Source organism: Promicromonospora xylanilytica (assembly GCF_054782895.1).
Genome location: NZ_BAAGRP010000075.1, coordinates 69,616 through 93,766 on the forward strand (window position 1 = coordinate 69,616; position 24,151 = coordinate 93,766).

Sequence of the window (24,151 nt, forward strand, 5' to 3'; positions counted from 1 at the left end):
CCGACGATCAGTCGCGGTCAGGGACGCCGCTGCCGCGGTAGTCGTCGATGCTGCTGACGAGCTCGAGCAGGTCCGGGTGGGACTCGAAGCGGCGGCGGTGGATGGCGGCGATCTTGGCGCCGATCTCCGGGTCGCTGTCGTCGGTGATGTCGACCGAGTGGAAGCGGTCGACGAGCGGCAAGCCGATTCGATCGAGTTCCAGGTGAGCCGGATGGTTCATCATCGCCTCGTACTCCGCGAGGGTTTCGATGGTCGATACCGATCCGAAGTCGAAGGTGTCGCCGAAGTCGCGGCCGAAGAAAGCGGCCCGGGAGCTTCCACCGGAACTCATCTCGGCTGCGGCATCCTGCATCCGCTGCAGGGCGGCACCGAGCTCTTCGGGCGAGACGTCAGGCTTGACGGACATCCTGATGATGTGAGTGATCATGATGGTCCTCTCGGCAGGATCAGGGGCGCGCGAAGGCTGTGGCGTGGTCGGCGGCGAAGTCGGCGATGTCGCGCGCGGTACGGCCGGTGAGGTCGTTGACCGCGGAGGTCACGTCGGCCGCCTCACCGCGGGCGTAGTGGGCGTAGTCCTCCAGGAGGCCGTCGAGCTGCCACCGGGGAACGAACGACTCGAGCGCTGCCGCGAACTGCTCAGGTAGCACGTCGTAGAAAGAGATGGGCGTCCCGGTGGCGGTGCTGAGGGCGGCGGCTATGTCGCTGTGGGTCACCGCGCGTGGTCCGGTGAGCGTGTAGGTACGGTCGTCGTGCCCGGTGCTCGTCAGTACGGCCGCTGCGGCTTCGGCTATGTCCCGGGTGTCGATCACACTGACGGCGGCCTCGCCGACGGGCGCGGTGAGCATCCCCTGGGCGATCGTGTCGGCGAAAGCGAGCAGGGACTGCAGGTAGAGGTTCGGCCGCAGCACTGTGCAGGCGAGATCGAGGCTGGCCAGCCGGTCCTCGACCTCGGCATGCCAGCGCAGAAAACGTACCGGGGAGTCGAGATGCGCACCGTACTGGGACAACAGCACGAGCCGCCGCACGCCCGCTTCGCGAGCCAGCTCGGCGAAGCGGATCTGCAACTGTGCGGCGTCCTCGGTGGACGGTGAGTTGAGGAAGACGGCGTTGACGTCTTCCAGCGCGGTCGAGATCGTCGCAGGGTCGTGCAGGTCGGCCACCACGGTCTCGGCTCCGGATATCCGGCGCGAGGGGTCGCGGGTCATCGCTCGTACCTGCGCGCCACGGTCGATCAGGGCGGGCACGAGCGCGGTACCGACTGTGCCGGTGGCGCCGGTGACGAGGATCGTCGGGTTGGTCATCGGGTCTTCCTCTCGGATGGGGGTGGTGGTCAGGGCGTGGGAGCGGCGGTTCGTCGCCGGCTGAACAGGGGGATGATCGACAGAGCGATCGCGAGGGCGACGAGGCCGGCTCCGCCGAGGAACGCCGCGGTGAAGCTGACGTCGCTGGTGCTACCGGCGGCACTGAGCGCGATCGCGGCCAGGGCGGCGAGGCCGATCGCGCCGCCGAGCGACTGGGCGGCGTTCACCAGACCGCTGAGGAGTCCGGACTCGCCGTCGCCGCTGTCGCGGACGGCCAGCGTCGTGCCGTTGACGATCCCGAGGCCCAGGCCGGCGCCGATGAGGAGGAACGCTCCCGTGTGCTGCCAGGTGAACGTGATCGCCGGGTTGATCGCGATCCAGAGGATCCCGATCAGCAGCACGGCCAACGACACGGGCAGCGCGCGGGCGAGTCCGAGCAGCTTGGCGAGCAGGGGGGCAAGGACGCTGCCGACGATGATCATGACGGCGATGGGAAGCTGCGCGAGCCCGGTCATGAGCGGGCCCATACCCAGGACGTCTTGCTGGTAAAGGGGGAGGAAGAAGAACAGGCTGGTCAAGGTGCCGCCGGCGAGGACCATGACCGCGGTCGCGGTCGCGACCGTGGCCCGGCGGAACACGCTGAGCGGGACGAGCGGGTGCGAGGAGCTGTGTTCCACGGCCACGAACGCCCCGAGCGCTGCGAGACCGACGACGAGGGCGACCAGGGTGGGCGGCGCGGTCCATCCGGATTCGGCGGCGGTCACCATGCTGAATGCGAGCGCGGAGATGCTGAGCGTGATGCTGACAGCACCCGCGAGGTCGAACCGCCCTGGGCGGCCCGGGATAGGCGGCACCGTCCGCCATACGGCGACGGCCGCGACGATACCCAGGGGGACTGGGGTCCAGAACACCGACTGCCAGCCCAGTACCTCGGTGAGGGTGCCTCCCGCGAAGACCCCGATCAGGCTGCCACCGCCGGAGACCGCGCCCCAGATACCGATCGCACGGGATCGCTCGGCGGCCGAGGTGTACAGCAGGAGCACTATGGCGAGTGCCGCCGGGACGGTGAGGGCCGCGCCGAGCCCCTGCCCGACACGTCCGGCGATCAGCATCGGGCCGTTGACCGCGAGCGCGCACAGTGCAGATGCCGCCACGTAGACGGACATGCCGATCAGGAACATCCGTCGAGCGCCGAGCACGTCGGCGAGGCGGCCGCCGAGGAGCACGAGTCCGGCGACCGCGATCAGGTAGCTGTTGGCCACGACCGTGAGCTCTGCGGCGGTCAGGCCGAGTCCGCTGCGGATGGTCGATGCGGCGAGGTTCACCATCGCGCCGTCGAGCACGATGAGGAACATCGACGTGGCGAGGACGCCGAGGGCTGCGCCGCGTGGCAGGCGAAGGCCTTGAAGGAGCGGGGAGGTGGTAGACATGTCTTCCTTAGTGAGTGGTCACTATCTTGGGGTCAAAAAAGAGAGGGCCGGGGCGGGTTCTCATGATCCGGAGGCCAGGAACCGCTCGGCCCATGCGTCGCTGTCAGCGCGCGCGGGAAGGTCCATCGCCGCAGCAACCATGTAGAGCATGCCTGCGGCGAAGAAGTCGTGGGCGACGTCCTGCCCGACACCCGGCAGCGCCTCCATTCGTTCGAACACGTCACGGGTCCAGTTCTGCATGAGGTCGCGGATGACGGGATCCTCGGAGGCGGCGTAACCCTGTAGGAGCATCAGCATGTTCTCCCGCTCCTCCATGAGCTCGCCCCACCCATCGGCCATGGCCTGCAAGGGCTGTTCGGGGTCGCGTTCGCCGGCGGCGAGCATCGTGGTCGCGACGTTGGTGAACACCCGCTGGAGCGTTGCGACGAAGATCTCCCGCTTGGTCGGGAAGATGCGGAAGATGTTGGGCTGCGAGACCCCGACCTCAGCTGCGATCGTCATGGTCGAACCACCGTGCAGACCCTTGTGGCTGAACTCGCGCAGCGCGGCCTGGAGTATCTGCTCCCTGCGCTCCCCGAAGGGCACTCGCGCGCGTCGCTCAGCTGCCATGGTGATAGTGAACGGTCACTACCAGTCGGATGTCAAGTCGTCCGCCGAGGGGCCGCGGTGGTCGCGCACGGCCCACGACTCCCGCCTGATACTTTTGATAGTGAGCGGTCACTAACCGCGATTCAGGCACTTCGATGAAGGGGAGAACTCGATGAGGCATGTGGTACTCCTACCGGGGTTCTGGCACGGCACCTGGTGCTGGGGACCGGTCACGCTAGAACTCGCGCGCCAGCAGATCCCGGCAGTCGCGCTTGATCTGCAGGCGCAGGGCTTGCAAGGAACGTCTCCCTCCGCACGATGGAGGCGGCCGTTCGACACCGCCGCCTTTACCACCGAGGAATCCAAGGCGTCGGCCGTCACCGCCACGAGCGCCGCCCAACAGCTGGTCGCCCAGCTGCGGACGATCCATCATGGCGAACCGAGCGTCGTGGTGGCACACAGCATGGGTGGCGTGGTCGCGACGCTGGCCGCGGAGATGGAGCCGTCGCTGTTCTCGCACCTCGTCTACGTCGCCGCGCTGGCGCCCGTCTCAGGGCAGCCAGCAGCTGTCGACGTGGCGAGCGCCACGAACGCGGGTGAGCTGGGTACCGGCCTGCTCCAGGCTGACCCGTTCATGATCGGCGCCTCGCGGATCGACACGGGAGACACGACATCGCGCGAGCTCGTCCGTGCCGCGCTGTACGCCGATGTGCCGCTAGAGGCCGCGGACGCAGCGACGAGCATGCTCGGCGCGGATGCGCCGGTCGGGATCGCGACGGAACCAATCTCGGTCACACGTGAACGCTTCGGCGTCGTACCGCACACCTACCTGCTGTGCACCGAGGACCGAATGCTGAAGCCTGCACTTCAGCGCAAGATCATCAAGGACATCGACTGCACTTCCACCAGAGCCACACGGGTGGTCGAGCTGCAGACCTCGCATTCCCCGTTCCTCTCGCAGCCCCGACAGGTCGCGGAGGTCATCCACGCGGCATGGCACGCGTCGTCCGAACCGACCCCCTCGTCGTCTCGCGCAGCCCTGAGCTAGGACGCAGCCGGGGCGTACAGCGCTCGCGCAGCGCGGTACGACCCGGCTCGGTGGGACGTGTGGGTTCGGGTCGTTCAGGAAGCGTCAGCGCTGGGCTGGCCGGCGTACTCCTCGATCCGGGTGATCAGGCCGTCGTCGAAACGGAAGTAAACGGCGGCGTCGACCCGGAAACGTCCCCCGTCCTTCATGACCACGTTCACGACGTGCTGCTGGAGGACTTCGTCGGGTTGGGACATCTGTCGGGTGATGTCGTAGCGCATCGACTCGATGGGGGCGATCTGCGCCTCCATGCCGGCGATGTTCTCCTGGATCGTGGAGTCTCCCTTGCCGTCGTTGTGCCAGACGGTGGCGGTGTCGGAGCACATCGCTCGTGCTTGGGCCCACTCTCTGTTCTCCAGGTGGCGGAGGTAGGCGGTCGCCTTGGTCTTGAGGTCTTCGTGCATGAGGCTGCTTTCTGTTTCCGAGGGTTCGGGTCGGGCTGCGAATCGGTGATTACTGCGTGGTGCGGATCAGGGCCCGCTCGCCGGCCTGGACACGCAGGGGCAGATGGTTGCTGGGCGGCGAGAGAGGACAGGTGAAGACGTCCGGCGCCAGGTGGTGGTGGGAGAGGGTCGCCTGGTTGAGGTCGACCGTCAGGGTGCTGCCCGGTTCCAGCTGGGGCAGCACGAGCCAGCGGCCGATCTCCGGTGTCCCGGACCCGTTGGTCTCGTCGGTGAAGACAATGAGGCGCTGTCCGGGCATGTCCTCAAGGACGGCCAACACGTGCTCGGTGCCGTCGATGGTGACGGCCAGGTCGACGGGCGCCAGGATCGCCTCGGTGGTGCGAGGGCTGGTCAGGCGCCCCACCTCGATGCGGCGGCCGTCCGGGGCGGACCGGTACTCGCCTTCGAAGACCCATGCCGGGTCGTACGGATACGTGTCGATCCCGCTGAGACCCGATCGGGTGAGCGCGTCGTCGTCCATGACGACGACGCCGTAGAACCCGTCCGCGCCGCCCGCGAAGCCGACCCGGCCTCCGTCGAATGCGAGCGAGCTTCCAGAAGGCACCTCAGCGGTTCCGTCCACGACGTCACCGTTGACCGTTACGTTGTCGTCGGCCGGGGCCGCGACCGTCAAGGCGCCTGCCTCGGTGATGCTCCACTGTCCGGGTACGCCCGGGATACTGCGGGCCTCCTGTGCGGTGATCCTGGCGTTGGCGACGACCTTGGCCTTGCCGTTCGGCCCGGCAATCTCGTTCCACCTTGCCGCGCGCCATGCTGTGTAGTCGGCGGGTGGGCTGGTGATGGCCTGCTTGGCCGCTTGCGGTCGCGGGGGCACGTGCTGTGTGTCCATGGGTGTCCTTCCCTCTTTGCCGAGCGCGCCGGTCCGGTGCGCTCCTTTCAACGTAGGGTCGTCGTGCGCAAGAAGCGTGAGCTCTTGCCAACAGCGCAAGAGGGAAGGGTGTGCAGCGGCTAGCCAGGCAACGCCGACGACGTCATGGGCGGTCGGTCGCTGGGGGAACCTTGGTGCTGGAGTTGTGCCCGCGGCGGGCTTCGCGATCGAAGATGCCCAGGATCTCGCATGGTCCGCCCGCTGTGCCGATCGCGTGCGGCAGCATGGTGGGGAACTCTGCAGCCTGGTTGGTCTCCACCCGGAAGCGGCGGTGGCCCAGCAGGAGCACCGCGGTGCCGGACAGGACGACGAGCCATTCGCGCCCCGGGTGGGCGCGCATGCCTGCCGGCTTGTCGGGTGGTGGGTTGGTGATGCGCTGGCGCACGACCGTCATCCCGGGCTCCGCCTTGATCGGCCACCGCATCAGGCCATGGGTGCCGTCAATCACGGGGTTGGCGATCACGTCGTCAGTGCCGGTCTCGACCAGCTGGTCGAGCGAGGTGTCCAGGGCACGTGCGAGCGTGACGAGCTGATCCAGAGCGAGGCGGCGCTTGCCGTTCTCGATCCGGCTGAGTGACGACGGACTCATCCTGGCCCGCTTGGCCAGCTCGTCGAGCGACCAGCCCTGCGCCACTCGCAGGGCGCGCACGCGTTTGCGCACGAGGCTGTCCAGCTCACCATCATCTTGCGCCATAGGCACGACCCTATGTCTACTCCGCAAGCCGTGCGTAGGTTGGCGGTGTTGGGTACTGGTCGACGCTTCTGCTGCGCCCTCTTGCCCCACTCCCTCCGTCCACGATCACGCACGGCTCTCCGACGTGGTCGCCTACCTCCCGAGAGGACACGAAATGCAGCGGAACCAGCCAGAGACTACAGAGCTCGGTCCCAGCATCACCGACGCGGCGACCGTGTCCGACCCGGGCACACGTCGGTCGATCCTGATCGCGGTCTCGGTGGCGTTGATGGCGGTCATCTCGTCGGTGACCGGGCTCAACGTTGCTCAGCCGGACCTGGCCGTCGACTTCGAGGTCTCACAGGGGGCAGTCCTGTGGATGATCAACGTCTACATCCTCACCCTGGCTGCTTTGCTGCTGCCGCTCGGCGCTGTAGGCGACCGCTGGGGCCGCAAGCCTGTGCTGCTCGCGGGGCTGGCTGTCTTCGGGGTCTCGAACCTGGCCGCCGGTCTTGCGCCGTCGGCTGAGGTCATGCTGGTGGCGCGAGTACTCAGTGGGGTGGGCGCTGCCATGATCATGCCCGTCACGCTCGCGGTCATCACCTCGACGTTCCCGGAGAAGGAGCGCGGCAGGGCGATCGGCGTATGGACCGCTGTCGCCGGTGGCGGCGGACTCCTGGGCATGTTTCTGTCGGCTGCGCTCGTCGACGTGGCGAGCTGGCGGTTTCTGTTCGTTCTGCCCATCGTTCTCGTGGTCGTGGCGCTCATCATGGCGCGGCGTTCGGTTCCCAACTCCCGCGAGGTGACGCAGCACTCGTTCGACACCATCGGTTCGCTGGCGTCTGTCGTCGCCGTGGTCGGGTTGTCCTTCTTCCTCCATGAAGGGCCCGAGAAGGGCTGGGCGGCCCCCGGTTCGCTCGTCAGCCTGCTTATCGGTGTCGTTGGCACTGTCGGTTTCGTGGTGTGGGAGCTTCGCCACCGCGCCCCGCTGCTGGACGTTCGCCTCTTCCGTGAACAGGGTCTTGCAAGCGGCTCCATGGCTCTCCTGGCGGTCTTCGGAGTTCAGGCGGGAGTCTCTGTCGCCCTCTATCCGTTCTTCCAGACGGTGTTCGGCTGGTCAGGTCTGCTGTCGACCGTCGGGCTCCTGCCGATGGCTGGGCTGATGATGGTCGCCTCCGGACTCGCACCGCGTGTAGCCGAGCGGACCGGAGCCCGCGCGACGATGGCAACCGGAATCCTGCTGGCCGGCGCGGGCCTGGTCCTGATGGCGGCACTCGTCTCGGTCGACGGCGGGTACCTCGCAGTCCTGCCCGGCATGATCGCCGTGGGTCTCGGCATGGGTCTCTCGATGCCTCCGGCCACCGAGGCGATCACCAGCGCCCTACCTCGGGAACGCCAGGGCGTGGCCTCCGCTCTCAACGACGTGACTCGAGAGTTCGGCACCGCACTCGGCGTCGCGCTGCTCGGCGCGCTGCTGTCGGCCGGATACCGCACTGCCATCACTCCTCGGCTCGACGGTGTTCCCGATGATGTCGCCGATACCGCACGTGACGGTATCGCCAATGCCCTCGACGCCGCCGCCGACTCCGGTGCCTCCTCGGCGGCCCTCATCCGAGCAGCTCAGGAGTCCTTCGTCGACGGCTGGCAAACCGCCATGTGGGCAGGTGCCGCTCTCATGGCGGTCCTCTTCATCTACGTCATCCTGCTCGGACCCAAGAACCCCCAACCCGCCCCCGGGAGCGACGCGACGGGGCCTCTGGCTATATAGGTCTCGCCGACCTTTTGATCCCTTGCACCGAATACTTGGGGCTACTGGGTCGCGTAGTGCCCGATGCTCCTCACAAGGACCACACGATCGGCACTGTCCGGGGACTGTGGGACCGGCGCGCCGTACCTCTCACCCAGGTGAACATGGAGGGCGCCTCCCGGTTCGGTCATCATCGCCGGTGCTTCCCGATGCCAACCAGGTCGATGCACACGAGTACCAAACCTGAGGAATTCACACCCCCAGCGCCCGAACCTACGTCCTAGCCCCGGTTCAAGGCCTCAACGCCCAGATCATCGACGCCGCCACCGGCGAGATCCTCCGCGACCTGATCCTGGACCCGACCAAGGACTACCAACCCACCGGCCGCCCACCCGGACCCACCCGCAAACAAAAAACAGCCGGACCTACAATTTCGTAAGTCCGGCTGTCCGCGATGTCCTGCGACATCACAATTGTAGCGGGGGCAGGATTTGAACCTGCGACCTCTGGGTTATGAGCCCAGCGAGCTACCGAACTGCTCCACCCCGCGGCGGTAACCCCTACTTTACGCACGCCCTGGGGCTGAGTGCAAACCGGGTCAGGCGGTAGAGACGCAGGTCACAAGCGATCGAACCGATCCGGCCATGGAACGATCGTCCCCATGACGACGGAGCTGAGCGATACCACCCTGACCGCCGACCGCATCGTCCACGTGACCGACGAGCTCGCCGCCCTGCCTGACCTGCGACCCGGCCCGCGGACCAACGCTCTCTTCGGCGAACTGGTGGGGGCCGTCCTCGCGGCACCGTACGGCCAGGCCCACGACATCCTGACCCACCCAGAGGTCGACAGACGCAGGGACACCATCCGGGAGCTCTCCGCACGCGGCGAGACGGCGCTCGAGCACACCTGGGCCCGGCACGTCGTCGACGCCCCCGATCCGGCGGCCGCGCTCCAGGCGTTCCCCTACCTCGACAACTACGACCGGCTCACTGCCCTCGAGGTCCGGCTGCTCCGCCGCTCGGGCGCGGTGCCGACGTCGGTCGCCGTGCTCGGCTGCGGGCCGCTCCCCCTCAGTGCCCTGGGCTACGCCGGCGCGCTCGGCGCGCCCGTCGTGGGGCTGGACCGCGACCCCGCCGCGGTCGCCCTCGCCCGGGAGCTGGCCGGCCGCATCGGGTCCACGGCGGTCCGGTTCGAGCAGGCCGACGCCGCCGACGTCGACCTCGCGGACCACGACGCCGTGGTGCTCGCCGCACTGGTGGGCGAGTCGCCGTCGGCCAAGGCCGTGATCCTGCGCGAGATGGCCGCCACGATGCGGCCGGGGACCACGCTGCTCGCCCGCAGCGCGCGCGGCCTGCGCACCCTCCTGTACCCGCCCATGGACCTGGGCGCGATGCCTGGCTTCGAGGTGCTGGAGGTGGTGCACCCCGCCGACGACGTCGTCAACTCGGTGGTGGTGGCCCGCCGGATCGGCTGAACGTCTGACAACGCACGCGAGAGGCTCCCCGGTGCACGCACCGGGGAGCCTCTCGTCAGACGTGGGCCGCGCGCTCAGCGCGCGGCCGGCGGACTACCCCGCCGAACCACCCTGCGCCTGCTCGGCCGCGATCGCATCCTCCAGAGCCTTCTGGAGGCGGTCCTGCGCCTCACCGTAGGCCGCCCAGTCGCCGTCGCGCTGGGCCGCGGTCGCGTCCTCCATGGCGTCAGCGGCGTCCTGGAGCGCGGCGTCCAGCTCCGTGGACCCCGCACCACCCGGCTCCTCGGTCGCCGGGTCGCTGGGCTGGCCGGACGGTTCCGTGCCCGGGTCGGTGCCCGGGTCCGTGCCGCCCTCGCCCTCGCCCTCGGGCGGGGTGATGGGCGCCTCGTCCTGCGCCGTGCCGGCGTCGCTCGCCTCCACACCGGAGTCGCCCTGGAACACCTGGTCCAGCGCCTCGTCGAGCGTGTCGGCGAAGCCGATGTTGTCACCGAAGGCGACCAGCACCTTGCGCAGGAGCGGGAACTGCGTGCCACCGGTCGACTGGATGTACACCGGCTGCACGTACAGCAGACCGCCACCCACGGGCAGGGTGAGCTGGTTGCCCCGCCGCACCGTGGAGGCACCGATCTGCAGGATGTTCAGCTGCTCCGAGATCGTCGGGTTCGAGTCGAAGTTGTTCTGCACCTGGCCCGGACCCGGCACCGTGGTGTCTCGTGGCAGCTCCAGCAGGCGTAGCTTGCCGTAGTCCTCGGCCACCTGACCGTCCTGGTTCCCTGCGTCGGCGTCCGCGGCGAGGAACCCGGTGAGCACCTCACGGTCGGTGTTACCACCGGGGATGAAGGTGGAGGTCAGCGAGAACGCCGACTCCTCCTGCCCCGGCATCTGCAGCGTCAGGTAGTACGGGGGCTGCAGCGGCGCGGTGGCCGCGTCCGAGGTGGGGTCGGTCGGGTTGTTCCAGAAGTCCTGGCCCGAGAAGAACTCGGCCGAGTCCGTCACGTGGTACTGGCTGAGCAGGGTGCGCTGCACCTTGAACAGGTCCTCCGGGTACCGGACGTGGCTCATGAGGTCGCCGGAGATCTCCTCCATCGGCTTGACCGACGTCGGGAAGACGTTGGTCCAGGCCTTGAGGATCGGGTCCTCCGCGTCCCACGCGTACAGGTCGACCGAACCATCGTAGGCGTCGACCGTGGCCTTGACCGAGTTGCGGATGTAGTTGACCTCCTCCGGCAGCTCGATCGGGGCGCCCTGCTGCTGGGTGAGCGTGTCCGCCACCGCCTCGTCGAGCGGCGTCGACGCGGAGTACGGGTAGGCGTTGGTCGTGGTGTACGCGTCGACGATCCACTTCACGCGACCGTCCACGACCGCGGGGTAGACCTTGTTGTCGAGCGTGAGCCACGGCGCGACCTTGCTGACCCGCTGCTGGGGGTCACGGTCGTACAGGATCTGCGACTCGCTGGTCACCCGGTCGGAGAACAGGAGCTGCTCCTCGCCGAACTTCAGGGCGAACAGCAGCTTGCTCCCGAACGTACCGACGTCCGGCCCCGCGTCACCGGTGAAGGTCGTGTTGACCTGGCCACCGTTCTCCTGGTCGTCGGCCTGGTAGTCCAGCTCCCACGCCTCCGTGCCCTCCGGTGCGCCGACGATCGAGTAGGTGTCGGTGCTCGGGCTGAAGTAGATGCGCGGTTCGTACCCGTCCTCGAGCTCGCTGATCGCGCCCTCCGACGGGATGCCGCCCTCGAAGAACGCCGGACGGCCGTCCGGGCCCGTCTGCTCGCCGAACGCGGCCACGACCCCGTAGCCGTGCGTGTACACGGTGTGGTCGTTGACCCAGTTGCGCTGGTCCTGCCCCAGGCCGTCGAGGTTCAGCTCGCGCACGGCGATCACCGTGTCACGGGACTCGCCGTCGATCTCGTAGCGGTCGACCGACAACGAGTCGTCGAAGTTGTAGTACTGCTTGTTCTGCTGCAGCTGGCGGAACGACGGCGAGACGATCTGCGGGTCCAGCAGGCGGATCGACGCGGCGGTCTCGGCGTCCGAACGCAGCGCGCCCTCCTCGGCCTCCGTCGTCGCGTCGTACTGTTGCTTCTCGACGTCGTCGATGTTGAACGCCGACAAGGTCGCGTCGATGTTGCGCTGGATGAACTCGCTCTCCAGCTCCTGCGCGTTCGGGTTCACCTGGAAACGCTGCACGACCGCCGGGTAGATGCCGCCGATCGCGATCGCCGAGACCACCATGAGCCCGACGCCGATGGCCGGCAGGCGCCAGTCGCCGCGGAACGCGGTGACGATGAACAGCGCGGCGACGAAGATGGCGACGACCGTGAGGATGCCCTTGGCGGGGATCACGGCGTGCACGTCGGAGTACGAGGCACCGTCGAACCGGGCGCCCGTGTTGGTCAGGAGCGAGTACCGGTCCAGCCAGTAGTTCGCGGCGACCAGCAGCAGGCCGACCGCACCGACGACGGCCAGGTGGATCCGCGCGGACGGGGTGGTACGGGGACCGCCCGCCGCCGCGGGACCCACGCGGAGCCCGCCGTACAGGTAGTGCGTGATGAGCCCGGCGATACCGGCGATCACCACGACCGAGATGAGGAACCCGACGCTGAACCGCAGCATCGGCAGCGTGAAGACGAAGAACCCGAGGTCCATGTTGAACTCGGGATCCCGCTCGCCGAACGACTCACCGTTGAACGCCAGCAGCACCGTGCGCCACTGCGCAGACGCCGCGAGCCCTGCGAAGAAGCCGACGAGCACCGGACCGGCGATCATCACGACCCGGCGCAGCGGCTCGACCGCCTCACGGTACTGGTCGAGCGTCGCCTGCTCCGGCGTGCTCGGCGCGTACACGGGGCGGGACCGGTAGGCCGCGGTGAAGGACCAGAACACGGCGCCGGCCATGACCAGGAACCCGACGGTGAACAGGGCGGCACGCGTGCCCCACTCGGTCCAGATCACCCGGGAGAACCCGAGCTGACCGAACCACATCAGCTCGGTCCAGAACTGGGCTAGGAGAAGCAGGACTGCGATCACGACCGCGACCGCGACTACCGCCACCCCCAGCGGACTGCGTCGTCGGGCTCGGGGGGCGCCGCCGCCGGAAGGGCGACGAGGTGCTGCGGCGAAGGACACGACTGCGTTACCTCACGTCATCAAATGGTTGGGCCGTACCACGATGGAACGGCCAGGCACTGCTCAAGGTTCCCAACACAAGGTTCCCACATCCTCCAGATGTGCAACACGCGGGTGTTCGACGCCGCCCGGACGTCAGGAGCACGTCGGGAGGCCGCCGCCCTCGCCGCGCCCGATCTGCTCGACGGCGTCGCGGGCCTCGGCGAGCGTCGCCACCCGCACCACGTTCAGACCGTCCGGCACGTTGCCGACCACCTGGGGACAGTTGTCCGCCGGGGCGAGGAACCATTCGGCCTCGTCCCGGACGGCCCCGTACAGCTTCTGCTCGATCCCGCCGATGGGGCCGACCGTGCCCTCCGGGCTCATGGTCCCCGTACCCGCGATCACCTGGCCGTTCGCCTCGTCCTCCGGCGTGAGCCTGTCGATGATGCCGAGCGCGAACATGGTGCCCGCGCTCGGTCCGCCGATGTTCTCGATCTCGATCGAGACGTCCACGGGGAAGTCGTAGTGCGGGTCGATGAAGACGCCGAGCACGGCGCGCTCCCCGTTGCCCTTCGTGGTGATGTCGACGTCCATCGTCCGCTGGCCACGCTGCACGCCGAGCGTCACGGAGTCACCGGGACTCGTCCCGGCGAGCCCGTCGATGAGGTCCGCATAGGTACCGACGGGCGCGCCCTGGAACTCCGTGATCACGTCGCCCTCGTTCAGCTTGCCGTCCGCGCCGGACCCCGGCTCCGTTCCCGCGACGTCCAGGACGGCAGGCACGTCGTAGCCCAGCTCGGTGAGCGCCGCCGCCGTGGCCGACTCCTGCGACGACACCATCTCGGCCTGGCTGAGCTCCTGCTGCTGCTCCTTGGTGGTCGCCTCGGGGAAGATCGCCTCCACCGGGAGCACGGACCGCTGCGGGTCCAGCCAGCCCTGGACCACCTGCCCGGACAGCATCGGGTAGCCGGGCCCGCCCAGCACGGACACCGTCGTCAGGCGCAGCTCACCCGTCGACTCGTACGTCCTGGCGCCGTCGATCTGGATGAGGTTGCGCGCCAGCGTGTCCTCCGTGGGCCCGGGCGAGCGCATCGCGTACGGCGTGGGCACCACCAGGGCCACCGCTGCGAGCACGGCGGTGGCCAGCAGGGACACCCCCAGCGTCACGGTGCGGCGGGTAATCGGTGCGACCGCCGGCGGCGCGTCGCCGAACGGCGACGGCTCAGGTTGCGGGGCGTGCTGGAGGTCGCGCATATCGGTCACCGGCCCATCATTCCTCACTTGGCTGGAGGTTCCGTGAAAGCGGCCCGACGGCGTAGCCGGCACCTGCTCGCACCACGCCAAGGAGTACGCCGTCGGGCAAAGAATTTCCACTTGAACGGTGTGTTATAGCCCACGTGACGCCGATAACACGCTACGGTCGTTCCGTGGCCCACGACGCCCTGACGTCCGTGGAGGTGCGCCGGAGCCGCCGTCGCACCGCCACGGTGAGCGCATATCGCGACGGTGGACGAACCATCGTCGCGATTCCCGCGCGCTTCTCTCGGGCTCAGGAACGAGAGTGGGTGGCCAAGATGGTAGCCCGGCTCGAGGACAAGGAACGGCGCCGCCGCCCGTCCGACCAAGAGCTGATGGATCGCGCCGGCGAGCTCTCCGTGAAGTACCTCGACGGCCGGGCCAGGCCGTCGAGCGTGCGCTGGTCGTCGAACCAGGGCCGGCGCTGGGGGTCGTGCACGCTGCTCGACGGCTCCATCCGGATCTCCACCCGCGTCCAGGGCATGCCGTCCTGGGTGCTCGACTACGTGCTGCTGCACGAGCTTGCGCACCTGCTGCACGCCGGCCACGGTCCGGAGTTCTGGAAGATCCTGGAGGTCTACCCCCGGACCGACCGAGCGCGAGGCTTCCTGGAGGGCGCCTCGTTCGCGCAGGACGACCCTGGTCAGATCACCTCCGACGACGAGGACGACTGAGTCCTGGACTACCTGGACTCGTCGGCCGAGCCGTCCGTCGGGCTGTCCTCGGCCGGCTGGTCGCCGTCCTGCCGTTCACTGCCTTCGGGCCGCTCGGCGTCGGACGTCTCCGTACGCGAGGCGTCCTGGGCCGACAGGTCCTCGCCGAAGATCTCCTTGAGCGCCGCGTCCACGTCGGCGTGCTCGTTCTCCGCCGCCTCGCGGCGCACCAGGTAGCCCGACGGGTCGTCGAGGTCCTGAGTGCCCGGCAGCAGGTCGGGGTGGTCCCACACCGCGTCCCGCCCTGCTGTGCCCTGGGCACGCGCCACGATCGAGAACAGGCTCGCTGCGTCGCGCGACCGGCGCGGCCGCAGCTCGAGCCCGACCAGGGTCGAGAACGTCTGCTCGGCGGGCCCGCCGGCGGCGCGGCGGCGGCGGATCATCTCCCGCAGGGGGATCGCGTGCGGCAGGTGCGGCAGCGTCGCGACGGCGGTGACCTCGTCGACCCAGCCCTCCACCAGCGCGAGCGTGGTCTCGAGGTTCAGCAGCACGGCCTTCTGCTCGTCCGTGTTCTGCAGCCCGAACACGCCGCCGGACAGGGCGCTGCGCAGGGCGTCGGAGTCGGCGAGGTCGATGTCCCGCACCTGGGACTCGAGGGCGTCGAGGTCGATGGTGATGCCGCGCGCGTAGCGCTCCACGATCGACAGGAGGTGCGACCGGAGCCACGGGACGTGGGTGAACAGGCGCGCGTGGGCGGACTCGCGGACCGCCAGGAATTGCCGGACCTCCTCGATCGGGGCGTCCAGGCCCTCCGCGAACGCGGCGACGTTGGTGGGCAGCAGCACGGTGTCGGGGCTGTCGAGCAGCGGCAGGCTGACGTCGGTGACGCCGAAGACCTCGCGGGAGAGCGTGCCGGCGGCCTGGCCGACCTGCATGCCGAACACCGCGGAACCGAGCCGGCGCATCATCTGGGCGGGGTCGATCGAGCCGCCGAGGCCGTGCAGCACCCCTGCGGGCATCCCCGGGATGGCCTCCCCGTCGTCGATACCCTCCGGAAGCTGGTCGCGCAGCACCGTCGCCAGCGCGTCCGAGACGGACGACGCGACCGGCGCCGCCAGCTCGTTCCACACCGGAAGGGTTGCCTCGACCCACTCGGACCGGTTCCAGGCGCGCCTGGTACCGCCGGCGGGCGGGAGGTCGGTGACCGCGTCGAGCCAGAGCTCCGCGACCGCCAGCGCGTCCGTCGCCTCCTTGGCCTGCTTGCCGGTCAGGGACGGGTCGCCCTCGCTGACGGCCACCTGCCGTGCGACGTCGTGCGCGACGTCCGCGTTGACCGGTCCGGTGCCCTCGGCCGAGAGCATCTTCTGCACCTGGGCGAGCGCGTACTGCATCATCACCGGATCGGGCGGGCCGCCGAGAGCCGTCGGGTCGATGCCTCGCTCGCGCATCTCGGCCATCACTTCGTCTGCGCCGTCGCCGAGCATGGAGCGCAGCATCTCCTCCCACGACTGGGGAGTCTCGCCGGGCTGGTGCTGGTCGCTCATAGTGTCACCGTAACCGTGCGGGCAAGATCTGCGCCGTCCATTTGGCTCTGGGCGCACACGGGAACTTCCGGCTCTCTCGATGCTTTGGATATACCTCTGGAACTGTGGACGACCACCCGGGCCGGCCGCCGCCGTCGGGCATCGTTGGGGGCATGAAGCCTCCTCCCCTCCTCCGGCTGCGGCCGGGCACGCCGGTGCTCAGCCGTGGCGGCGGCCAGGTGCAGTGTGGATCCGACCCTCGCTGGTCGTTCGTGCTGTCGGGGCTCACACCCGCCGAGGAGGCGTGGCTGGAACAGGTCGCCGAGCGTCGGCACGTGACGGTCGAGCGGGCGGCGGCGCGGTGCGGAGTGCCCGCCGGACGGCGCGACGAGATCATGACGGCCCTGTTCCGGGCGGGTGTGCTGGTCCCGGCCGCTGGGCCCGTCGGGGCGGTCACCGCCCCGGCCGACGGCGCGGCGGACGCGACGGTGCTCGGCATGCTGCGGCCCGACGGTGCGGGCCTCACCACCCTGGCGGACCGGGCGCTGCGCATGGTCGGTGTGGTCGGCCTCGGCCGGCTGGGCACGGCTGTCGCGCTGCACCTGGCGACGGCGGGCGTCGGCAGGCTCCTGCTGCACGACCCCCTGCCCGTGCAGGTCACCGATGTCGGGCTGGGTGGCCTACGGACGATCGACGTGGGACAGGCGCGCGACGCCGCGGTGCGGTCGCTCCTGGCGGAGCGGTCACCGCGCGTCGGCGTGGAGGTGGACGAGAGCGGCGCCGGCGGCACCGGGCTGGACCCGACGGCGCTCGACGCCGTGGTAGTCACCGAGCCGCACGCCGCCCACCCTGCGCGCTACCGGCGGTTGCTCGGTCTCGGGGTGCCGCACCTGCCGGTGGTGGTGCGCGAGGCGGACGTGGTCGTCGGACCGTTCGTCCGGCCGGGCCTGTCCACGTGCGTGTCCTGCGTGGACCTCGCTCACGCGGACGCCGATCGTGAGTGGCCGGCGCTGGCCACGCAGCTGCGCGAGACGACGGAGCCGACGCACGAGGCGACCCTCGCCGCCGTGGCAGCGGCGACGGCCGCCGGCCAGGTGCTCGCCCACCTGGACGGGCACCGGCCGGCGGCCGTCGGTGCATGCCTGGAGATCTCTCTCCCGGCGGGGCTCCCCCGCGTCAGACCGGCCGACCCGCACCCGCGCTGCGGCTGCGTGGCCCTCCCTGCCTGACGCTCCCGTTGAGTGCTGGGGATTTGCCGTTTCAGGGCTGCTCGCCCGGCAAATACCCAGCACTCAGCGCGGCGGCTGGTCAGGCCGCGGCGACGTTCTCCGACTTGCGGGGCCTGCCACGGCCACGCTTACGAGCGACCACGGCGCCGTCGACGAAGACCTCGCCGCCCCAGACGCCCCAGGGCTCGTTGCGCTCGAGAGCACCGGCGAGGCAGCCCTCGATCAGAGGGCACGTGCGGCAGAGGGCCTTGGCCTGCTCCACCTGTGTGCTGTGCTCGGCGAACCACAGCTCCGGGTCGTTGGTACGGCACGGCAGCAGTGTGTCCATCAGCCGGTTGAACTCCGCCGAGTCCGAACCGGTCCCGCTCGTGGCGGGGTGTTGAGGCGGGTCCCAGGGGCCCGAGCCGCCCTGGGGAAGTGTGTCGAGGAGCGCAGTGAGGCGCACGGTTGTCTCCTGTGTCCTGTAAGGATGAACGTCGTCGGTGAACGTCTGGGGGAACAGGACCCCGGGCTATGTCTCAGCCGGCCGGCCCCTGAAAGGGACGGTTCTCCGGGCAAAAACTAAGGCCGCGGGTCCTAGATGGACTCCGCGGCCTGGATGACTCGGTCGTTAGACCGGCGAGTCTCCTGGAGATGCGGAGTCGGGTGCGAGAGCGGACGGCTTGCTGCCTCCGCGGTGAGTGCGCGCGCGGAAGGACAGAGCTGCGCCGGTAGCCGGAACGGGCTCGTTGCCGAGCACGTACGCGCACACCTGCAGATCCGTCTGCGAAATCTGGTTCATCTCCAAGACACCCACCTCCTCACTCGAATCCGGGCCAGACCTTTCGGCCTTGCCCACTGCCGTCAGGGACATGTGAACACTATGCCTGGCCGCCGTGGCGAGCCAACTCTTTTTCCAAACTTTCTTGAGAAGTTTTTCGGAGCGGCCGGGAGGCCTCGCTGGACTGCCGTCCCGGACAGGCCGGAACCGCTCGAAAGTTCCTCGTCAGGTCTTTCCCGAGCCGCTCAGCGACTCGGTTCGACCGGTGCGCTCGCCACGATCGCGAGGATCGTGGCGCCGTACCTGTCGATCTTCGCGGGACCTATGCCGTCCACGCGAGCGAGTTCGGCTATGGCCGAAGGTCGGATCTCCGCGATGGCCGCCAGCGTCGCGTCCGTGAGCACCGTGTAGGCGGGCTTGTCCGTCTCGCGCGCGACCTCCAGGCGCCACTCGCGCAGGGCGTCGAAGAGCGCGGCGTCGTGCTCGCCCGTCAGGAGCGCACGGGCCCTGCCCTTCGGCACGGCGCGGGCACGGGGTGCACGCGGCTCGTCGGGCCACAGCCCGTCCAGGAACCTCGTGCGCTTTCGGGTCGCACGACCGCCCGGGTTGCGCGCACGCCCGAACGACAGCTCGAGGTGCTCCCTGGCCCGGGTGATCCCCACGTAGAGCAGACGGCGTTCCTCGTGTACCGCGGCGTCGGTCTCCGCCAGCGAGATGGGCATGAGCCCCTCGCTCATCCCGGCGAGGAAGACGGCATCCCACTCCAGGCCCTTCGCCGCGTGCAGCGAGGCGAGGGTGACGCCCTCGACTGTCGGTGCATGCTGTGCGGCGGCACGCTCGTCGAGCTCGGCGACGAGCCCGACGATGGTCGCCGGGTTCTCCGGGGTCGCCGCGGCGGCCAGGTCGTCGGCGAGGGAGACGAGCGCCTGCATGGCGTCCCAGCGTTCCCGGGCGGCGCCGCGCGCCCCGGGCGGCTGATCGGCCCAGCCGGCGGTGGCCAGGACGTCGCGCACCTGGTCGGGCATGGGCAGCTCCGGGTCGGCCGAACGAGCGGCACCACGCAGCAGCACTATCGCGTCGCGGACCTCCTTGCGCTGGAAGAACCGCTGCCCGCCACGCACCAGGTAGCCCACACCGGCATCGGCGAAGGCCGCCTCGAAGGCCTCCGACTGCGAGTTGGTGCGGTACAGCACCGCGATCTCGCTCGGCCGCACGCCCGACCGGATCAGGCGTGCCGCACGGGTGGCGATGCCCTTCGCCTCGGCCTCGTCGTCGTCGTACGCGGTGAAGACGGCCGGCGGGCCGGGCTCCCGCTGCGCGACGAGCTCCAGCGCCTGGTGCGCACCACCGGCGCGGCCCGCGCGCTTGAGCACCTCGTTCGCGAGGTTCACCACCTGGGGCGTGGAACGGTAGTCGCGCACGAGGCGGATCTCCTGCGCGTCCGGATAGGTACGCCGGAACTCGAGGAGGTGGCGCGGCGAGGCTCCGGTGAAGGAGTAGATGGTCTGCGACGGGTCACCCACGACGCACAGCTCCTTGCGCCCACCCAGCCACTGCTCCAGCAGGAACTGCTGGAGCGGCGACACGTCCTGATACTCGTCCACGACGAAGCGCCGGTACTGCGAGCGGACCTCGTCCGCCACGTTCTTGTGGCTGTTCAGCATGTCCCCGAGCATGAGCAGCACGTCCTCGAAGTCGATGACCTCGCGTTCCGTCTTCACGTCCTCGTACGCCGTGATGAGGCGCGACACCGTCTGCGGGTCGTACCCCGAGGGCCCCTCACGACCGGTGGCGGCCGCCGCCTTCTCGTAGTCGTCCGCCGTGATCAGGGAGACCTTCGCCCACTCCACCTCGCTGCTCAGGTCGCGGACAGCCACCCGGTCCACGCTGAGGCCGAGCCGACGTGCCGCCTCGGCGATGATCGGCGCCTTGTGCTCCTGCAGCCGCGGCGGGGCACCGCCCACGACACGCGGCCAGAAGTACCCGAGCTGACGCAGCGCCGCCGCGTGGAACGTACGGGCCTGCACACCCTGGACGCCGAGCTCCCGCAGGCGGGTGCGCATCTCACCGGCCGCGCGCGCCGTGAACGTCACGGCCAGCACGCTGGTCGGCTTGTAGGCACCGATGCGGACGCCGTAGGCGATGCGGTGCGTGATGGCCCGCGTCTTGCCGGTCCCGGCTCCCGCGAGCACCACCACCGGCCCGGTGAGCGCGAGCGCGACCTCGCGCTGCTCGGGGTCGAGCGCGGTAAGGATCGCGTCGGGACTCATCGGCCCAGGATGATTCGTACCGGTCGCGGAGTTGGTCTGGGTGAACATCGTCTGCGATTCTCGCAGCAACCACTGACAAGGAGTACAGATGTCCGAGACGACCTCGCAGATCCCCGTGGACGGAACCGTCCTGATGTACTCCACCGCCTGGTGCGGGTACTGCCGCCGACTGCGGACGCAGCTCGACTCGGAGGGCATCGGCTACACCGTCGTCGACATCGAGCAGGACCCCGAGGCGGCTGCCTACGTGGAGCAGGTCAACGGCGGCAACCAGACGGTTCCCACCGTGGTGTACCCGGACGGCTCGGCCGCGACCAACCCGAGCCTCGCGGCCGTCAAGCTCGCACTGGCGAACTGAGCGCGGGGCGGGCCCACCCGCCTCCGTCAGTCCTCCAGCCGGCCGCCGTACCACTCCTCGATCAGCGAGCGGGCGATCGAGGCGCGCCCCGGGAGTCCCAGCTCGCCGTCGGCCACCGCCGTGGCGACCTGCTCCCGGGTGAACCAGTCGGCCTCGGCGATCTCGTCCTCCTGCCGCACCAGCCGGGTGGTGGACGCGCGGGCGCGGAACCCGAGCATCAGGGACGCGGGCAGCGGCCAGGACTGGCTGCCGCGGTACTCGACCGAGTCAGGGTCGACGACGACGGAAACCTCTTCCATGGTCTCGCGCACCACCGCCTGCTCGAGGCCTTCGCCCGGCTCGACGAAGCCCGCCAGCACCGACCGGCGCCCCGGTCCCCACTGGGGGCCACGAGCCAGGAGCAGGCGGTCGTCCGCGTCCGTGATCGCCATGATCACGGCGGGGTCGGTCCGCGGGAACTGGTTGGTGCCGTCGGCCGGGCAGTGCCGGACCCAGCCGCCCTGCGTCACCTCGGTCCGCGCCCCGCACCGCGGGCAGTGGGTGTGTACTGCGTGCCACTGGGCCAGCGCGATGGCCTCGACCACCAGTCCCTGCGCCAGGTCGGGCTCGTCGATGCCGCGCAGGCCCACCCAGTCGACGTCGAGGTCGGGCTCGGCCTCCGCGTCCGCGAGCACCGCCGCGAGGTAGGCGACGCCGTCCGCCTCCCCGAGGAAGAGGTGCGTGCCGACGGCGAGGTGTGCCACGTCGTCGGGCGCGAGCAGCGCCAGCCGCTGCCCGGCCATCGCCGCGCGGCTGCCGCGGATCACCAGGATCTGGGTGCCGGGCTCCTTGAGCAGTTCCCCGACCAGACCGGGCTCGGCGCGCCGGTGCGCGGCACGGTAGTGGGCGGCGCGGGCGAGAGGGAGGTCGAGAACTGGCACAGGGCCGACCCTAGTCGCCTGCTGCGGCACCCGGGTCCTGGCCGCCCCGGCGTCCGGCCACAGCAACCTTGCCTCGCAAGACTTGTATTGCAAGTCTTGCTACGCAAGGTTAGAGTTCTCGGCATGACCGAAGAGCGCATCGCGACGAACCTCCGTAAGGGAGTGCTCGAGTACTGCGTGCTCGCGCTGCTCTCGCACGGCGAGAAGTACGGTCTCGAGCTGGCCGACGACCTCACGACGCGAGAGCTCATCGCCAGCGAGGGCAGCCTGTACCCCTTGCTCGCCCGCATGCGCGAGAACGGGCTCGTCGAGCCCCGCTGGGTCGCGTCCGGCACCGGCCGCCCCCGCCGCTACTACGCCATCACCGAGAGCGGTACCGACCAGCTCGCCACGTTCGCCAAGGTCTGGGCGTCGCTCGGCGCACAGGTCGACGCACTGCTGGAGGGATCACGATGACCGAGAGGACCACGATGACCTCGAACGCCGAAGGCGCCTACCTGCGCGCCGTGAGCAAGCGCCTGCAGTCCCTCACCGCCGAGCAGCGTGACGCGGTGCTCGACGACGTGCGGGCCCACTTCGCGGACGCCGCGGACGCCGGCCGCTCGCCCGAGCAGGCGGCGGAGAGCCTCGGCGACCCCGCGAAGTTCAGCGAACGGGTGCGTGCCGAGCTGGGGCACGAGCCCGGCCGGGCCGACCACGTGCGGCGCGTGCTGCAGTGGCTGGCGACAGGCGTGGCGGTCTTCACCATGATGTTCATCTCGTTCTGGTTTCCCGACCAGGACTCCCTCCCGGGCGTCGACGCCCAGGTCGAGCAGCACGGCTTCGGGATCATGCTGTGGAACCTGGTCCCCGCGCTGATCGCACTGCTCCCCGTCCTCGTGCCCACGCGTGTCCGCACCGTCGCCACCGCGGCGTCCGCGATCCTGCTGACGGCGCTGTGCCTCACCGGTCTGTACAACAGCTCCTGGTTCGTCCCCACCGCCCTGCTCGCCTGGGCCGCGCTCGTCACGCCGGCCGTCGCCCGTGACGGTCGGCCGGCGGCCGGCTGGCGCGTCACCGGTGGCGTGCTCACGGCCCTGCCCGCCACGCTGGTCCTCGTCGGCCTGCTCACCGGCAGCTTCGACCTGGACGTCTGGGGCGTGCTCCTGACCGTCGCCTCCTTCGCGCTCGGCGTGCTGGTCGCGCTCGGCAGACCGCGGGCCGGCATCATCCTGGCCGTGGGCGGTGTGGCGCTGCTCGTCCAGTCCGCCCTCAGCCCGGGATACATCGTCCTCGCCACCTGGTGGGCCGGCGGGCTGCTCCTCACCGTCGGGGCGAGCCATGCCCTCGCCCACGCACGGTCGCGCGGACCCGCCCGCGCCAAGGCTCTCCGGTCGTCGCGGGAGGGGTGACACGCCACCGCGCTGTGCCGTAGCACCGCGGACACTGCAATACGGTGAGCACGTGTCCCGCACGCCCCTCGCTCTCGCCGCCCTCTCCACCGCCGCCGTGCCTGGTCTCGACGCCCGGTCCGTGCGTGTCGGCGACCTCGCCGGCGACTACGACGTCGCCGTCGTCACCGGTCAGGACGACCAGGAGTGGGTGGTGCGCGCGCCCCGCACCACGGTGGCAGGGGCAGCTCTCGAAGCGGAGATCGAGCTGCTCGACGCGCTCCGTCTCTACATCGACACGGGTGTTCTCCCGTTCGTCGTGCCGCAGGTCGCCGGCTATGCCCTGCTGCCGGAGGGCGGCCGGGCAGTGGTGCACCGGCGGATCATCGGCAGCAACCTGGACGTCGAGGCGCTGGAACCGGGCCCGGGCCTGGCCGCCGACCTGGGCCGGGCCATCGCCGCCATCCACGAGCTGCCCATCTCCGTGGTCGAGACCTGCGGCCTGCCCAGCTACACGGCCGCCGAGTACCGCGAGCGGCGGCTCACCGAGGTGGACGAGGCCGCGAAGACCGGACGGGTGCCACCCACGCTGCTGCGGCGCTGGGAGACGGCGCTCGAGGACGTGTCCCTCTGGAAGTTCAAGCCCGTCGTCGCGCACGGCGACCTCGCGCCGGACCAGCTGCTCGTGGACCGGCAGCGCGTCGTCGCCGTCTCGGGCTGGTCGGAGGCCCGCGTCGCCGACCCCGCCGACGACCTCGCCTGGCTCATCGCCGCGGCCCCGATCGAGGCGGTCGACTCGATCATGGAGGCCTACCAGCTACGCCGCACCGAGCTGAGCGACTCACGCCTCGCGGAGCGCGCGATGCTCGTGGGTGAGCTGGCACTCGCACGGTGGCTGCTGCACGGCGTGCGGCACCGGCTGCCCGAGGTGGTCGAGGACGCGACATCGATGCTGGAGGACCTGGACGAGGCGACGCTGGAGGAGGGCGCGTAACCGGCCACGCCCCCACGTGGCCGGCGGGGCCG

General features: G+C 69.9%; 22 protein-coding genes and 1 tRNA gene. 9 read left to right on the forward strand and 14 right to left on the reverse strand.

The genetic code is table 11. The features are described from left to right. Positions 1 to 7 precede the first annotated feature (7 nt). Genes ACYVK7_RS24500 through ACYVK7_RS24515 form a run of 4 tightly spaced genes read right to left on the reverse strand, consistent with a single transcriptional unit; the run spans position 8 to position 3,340 of the window. A complete protein-coding gene (locus ACYVK7_RS24500) occupies positions 8 to 427 on the reverse strand; it encodes a Dabb family protein (RefSeq protein ID WP_460890343.1) in 420 nt (139 codons plus the stop codon). 19 nt (positions 428 to 446) lie between these two features. After that, positions 447 to 1,301: an SDR family oxidoreductase gene (locus ACYVK7_RS24505; RefSeq protein ID WP_460890344.1), complete on the reverse strand. Its 855-nt coding sequence runs from the start codon at positions 1,299 to 1,301 to the stop codon at positions 447 to 449. Between the two features lie 29 nt (positions 1,302 to 1,330). Continuing rightward, positions 1,331 to 2,731: an MFS transporter gene (locus ACYVK7_RS24510; RefSeq protein WP_460890345.1), complete on the reverse strand. Its 1,401-nt coding sequence runs from the start codon at positions 2,729 to 2,731 to the stop codon at positions 1,331 to 1,333. 60 nt (positions 2,732 to 2,791) lie between these two features. Beyond that, a complete protein-coding gene (locus tag ACYVK7_RS24515; protein WP_460890346.1) occupies positions 2,792 to 3,340 on the reverse strand; it encodes a TetR/AcrR family transcriptional regulator in 549 nt (182 codons plus the stop codon). Positions 3,341 to 3,491: 151 nt separating this feature from the next. On the opposite strand from ACYVK7_RS24515, the gene ACYVK7_RS24520 reads away from it, so the two are divergent. Next, positions 3,492 to 4,367 (forward strand): alpha/beta fold hydrolase, encoded by an 876-nt coding sequence (locus ACYVK7_RS24520; protein ID WP_460890347.1) that lies wholly within the window; start codon positions 3,492 to 3,494, stop codon positions 4,365 to 4,367. A gap of 74 nt (positions 4,368 to 4,441) precedes the next feature. Here ACYVK7_RS24520 and ACYVK7_RS24525 read toward each other — a convergent pair whose 3' ends face one another. The 3 genes from ACYVK7_RS24525 to ACYVK7_RS24535 form a co-directional block, all read right to left on the reverse strand. Beyond that, on the reverse strand, positions 4,442 to 4,810 hold the full coding sequence (locus tag ACYVK7_RS24525; protein WP_460890348.1) for a nuclear transport factor 2 family protein: 369 nt from the start codon (positions 4,808 to 4,810) through the stop codon (positions 4,442 to 4,444). 49 nt (positions 4,811 to 4,859) lie between these two features. Continuing rightward, on the reverse strand, positions 4,860 to 5,699 hold the full coding sequence (locus tag ACYVK7_RS24530) for a DUF1684 domain-containing protein (RefSeq protein ID WP_460890349.1): 840 nt from the start codon (positions 5,697 to 5,699) through the stop codon (positions 4,860 to 4,862). 142 nt (positions 5,700 to 5,841) lie between these two features. Continuing rightward, a complete protein-coding gene (locus ACYVK7_RS24535) occupies positions 5,842 to 6,432 on the reverse strand; it encodes a helix-turn-helix domain-containing protein (protein WP_460890350.1) in 591 nt (196 codons plus the stop codon). Positions 6,433 to 6,586: 154 nt separating this feature from the next. Here ACYVK7_RS24535 and ACYVK7_RS24540 point away from each other — a divergent pair, with 154 nt between their 5' ends. Then, positions 6,587 to 8,179 (forward strand): MFS transporter, encoded by a 1,593-nt coding sequence (locus ACYVK7_RS24540; RefSeq protein ID WP_460890351.1) that lies wholly within the window; start codon positions 6,587 to 6,589, stop codon positions 8,177 to 8,179. 455 nt (positions 8,180 to 8,634) lie between these two features. On the opposite strand, the gene ACYVK7_RS24545 is transcribed toward ACYVK7_RS24540, so the two are convergent. Next, positions 8,635 to 8,708, reverse strand: a tRNA-Met gene (locus tag ACYVK7_RS24545). A gap of 111 nt (positions 8,709 to 8,819) precedes the next feature. Between ACYVK7_RS24545 and ACYVK7_RS24550 the strand changes: the two genes are divergently transcribed. Next, entirely contained in the window at positions 8,820 to 9,635 is an 816-nt protein-coding gene (locus ACYVK7_RS24550; protein ID WP_460890352.1) for a nicotianamine synthase family protein, read from the forward strand. A gap of 93 nt (positions 9,636 to 9,728) precedes the next feature. Here the strand turns inward: ACYVK7_RS24550 and ACYVK7_RS24555 are convergent, their stop codons facing one another. Both ACYVK7_RS24555 and ACYVK7_RS24560 read right to left on the reverse strand, forming a co-directional pair. After that, on the reverse strand, positions 9,729 to 12,764 hold the full coding sequence (locus ACYVK7_RS24555) for a UPF0182 family membrane protein (protein ID WP_460890353.1): 3,036 nt from the start codon (positions 12,762 to 12,764) through the stop codon (positions 9,729 to 9,731). 135 nt (positions 12,765 to 12,899) lie between these two features. Beyond that, positions 12,900 to 14,000 (reverse strand): YlbL family protein, encoded by a 1,101-nt coding sequence (locus tag ACYVK7_RS24560; RefSeq protein WP_460890621.1) that lies wholly within the window; start codon positions 13,998 to 14,000, stop codon positions 12,900 to 12,902. Between the two features lie 173 nt (positions 14,001 to 14,173). On the opposite strand from ACYVK7_RS24560, the gene ACYVK7_RS24565 reads away from it, so the two are divergent. After that, positions 14,174 to 14,716: a SprT-like domain-containing protein gene (locus ACYVK7_RS24565; protein ID WP_460890354.1), complete on the forward strand. Its 543-nt coding sequence runs from the start codon at positions 14,174 to 14,176 to the stop codon at positions 14,714 to 14,716. Between the two features lie 8 nt (positions 14,717 to 14,724). Here ACYVK7_RS24565 and ACYVK7_RS24570 read toward each other — a convergent pair whose 3' ends face one another. After that, positions 14,725 to 16,239, reverse strand: a complete 1,515-nt coding sequence (locus ACYVK7_RS24570; protein ID WP_460890355.1) for a zinc-dependent metalloprotease — start codon at positions 16,237 to 16,239, stop codon at positions 14,725 to 14,727. Positions 16,240 to 16,391: 152 nt separating this feature from the next. Between ACYVK7_RS24570 and ACYVK7_RS24575 the strand changes: the two genes are divergently transcribed. Next, positions 16,392 to 17,447, forward strand: coding sequence for a ThiF family adenylyltransferase (locus ACYVK7_RS24575; RefSeq protein WP_460890356.1), 1,056 nt, complete (start codon positions 16,392 to 16,394; stop codon positions 17,445 to 17,447). Positions 17,448 to 17,526: 79 nt separating this feature from the next. On the opposite strand, the gene ACYVK7_RS24580 is transcribed toward ACYVK7_RS24575, so the two are convergent. Continuing rightward, positions 17,527 to 17,892, reverse strand: a complete 366-nt coding sequence (locus ACYVK7_RS24580; protein ID WP_460890357.1) for a WhiB family transcriptional regulator — start codon at positions 17,890 to 17,892, stop codon at positions 17,527 to 17,529. 560 nt (positions 17,893 to 18,452) lie between these two features. Then, positions 18,453 to 20,477, reverse strand: a complete 2,025-nt coding sequence (locus ACYVK7_RS24585) for an ATP-dependent helicase (RefSeq protein WP_460890358.1) — start codon at positions 20,475 to 20,477, stop codon at positions 18,453 to 18,455. 88 nt (positions 20,478 to 20,565) lie between these two features. On the opposite strand from ACYVK7_RS24585, the gene ACYVK7_RS24590 reads away from it, so the two are divergent. Next, positions 20,566 to 20,835, forward strand: a complete 270-nt coding sequence (locus ACYVK7_RS24590; protein WP_460890359.1) for a mycoredoxin — start codon at positions 20,566 to 20,568, stop codon at positions 20,833 to 20,835. 26 nt (positions 20,836 to 20,861) lie between these two features. On the opposite strand, the gene nudC is transcribed toward ACYVK7_RS24590, so the two are convergent. Continuing rightward, complete coding sequence (gene nudC, locus ACYVK7_RS24595) at positions 20,862 to 21,755, reverse strand: NAD(+) diphosphatase (protein WP_460890360.1); 894 nt, start codon at positions 21,753 to 21,755, stop codon at positions 20,862 to 20,864. A 123-nt stretch (positions 21,756 to 21,878) separates the two neighbouring features. Between nudC and ACYVK7_RS24600 the strand changes: the two genes are divergently transcribed. Genes ACYVK7_RS24600 through ACYVK7_RS24610 form a run of 3 tightly spaced genes read left to right on the forward strand, consistent with a single transcriptional unit; the run spans position 21,879 to position 24,119 of the window. After that, a complete protein-coding gene (locus ACYVK7_RS24600) occupies positions 21,879 to 22,211 on the forward strand; it encodes a PadR family transcriptional regulator (protein ID WP_460890361.1) in 333 nt (110 codons plus the stop codon). Then, positions 22,208 to 23,146 (forward strand): DUF1700 domain-containing protein, encoded by a 939-nt coding sequence (locus tag ACYVK7_RS24605; protein ID WP_460890362.1) that lies wholly within the window; start codon positions 22,208 to 22,210, stop codon positions 23,144 to 23,146. The genes ACYVK7_RS24600 and ACYVK7_RS24605 overlap by 4 nt, the downstream gene beginning before the upstream one ends. Positions 23,147 to 23,198: 52 nt before the next feature. Next, on the forward strand, positions 23,199 to 24,119 hold the full coding sequence (locus tag ACYVK7_RS24610) for a phosphotransferase (protein WP_460890363.1): 921 nt from the start codon (positions 23,199 to 23,201) through the stop codon (positions 24,117 to 24,119). The last annotated feature ends 32 nt before the right edge of the window (positions 24,120 to 24,151 follow it).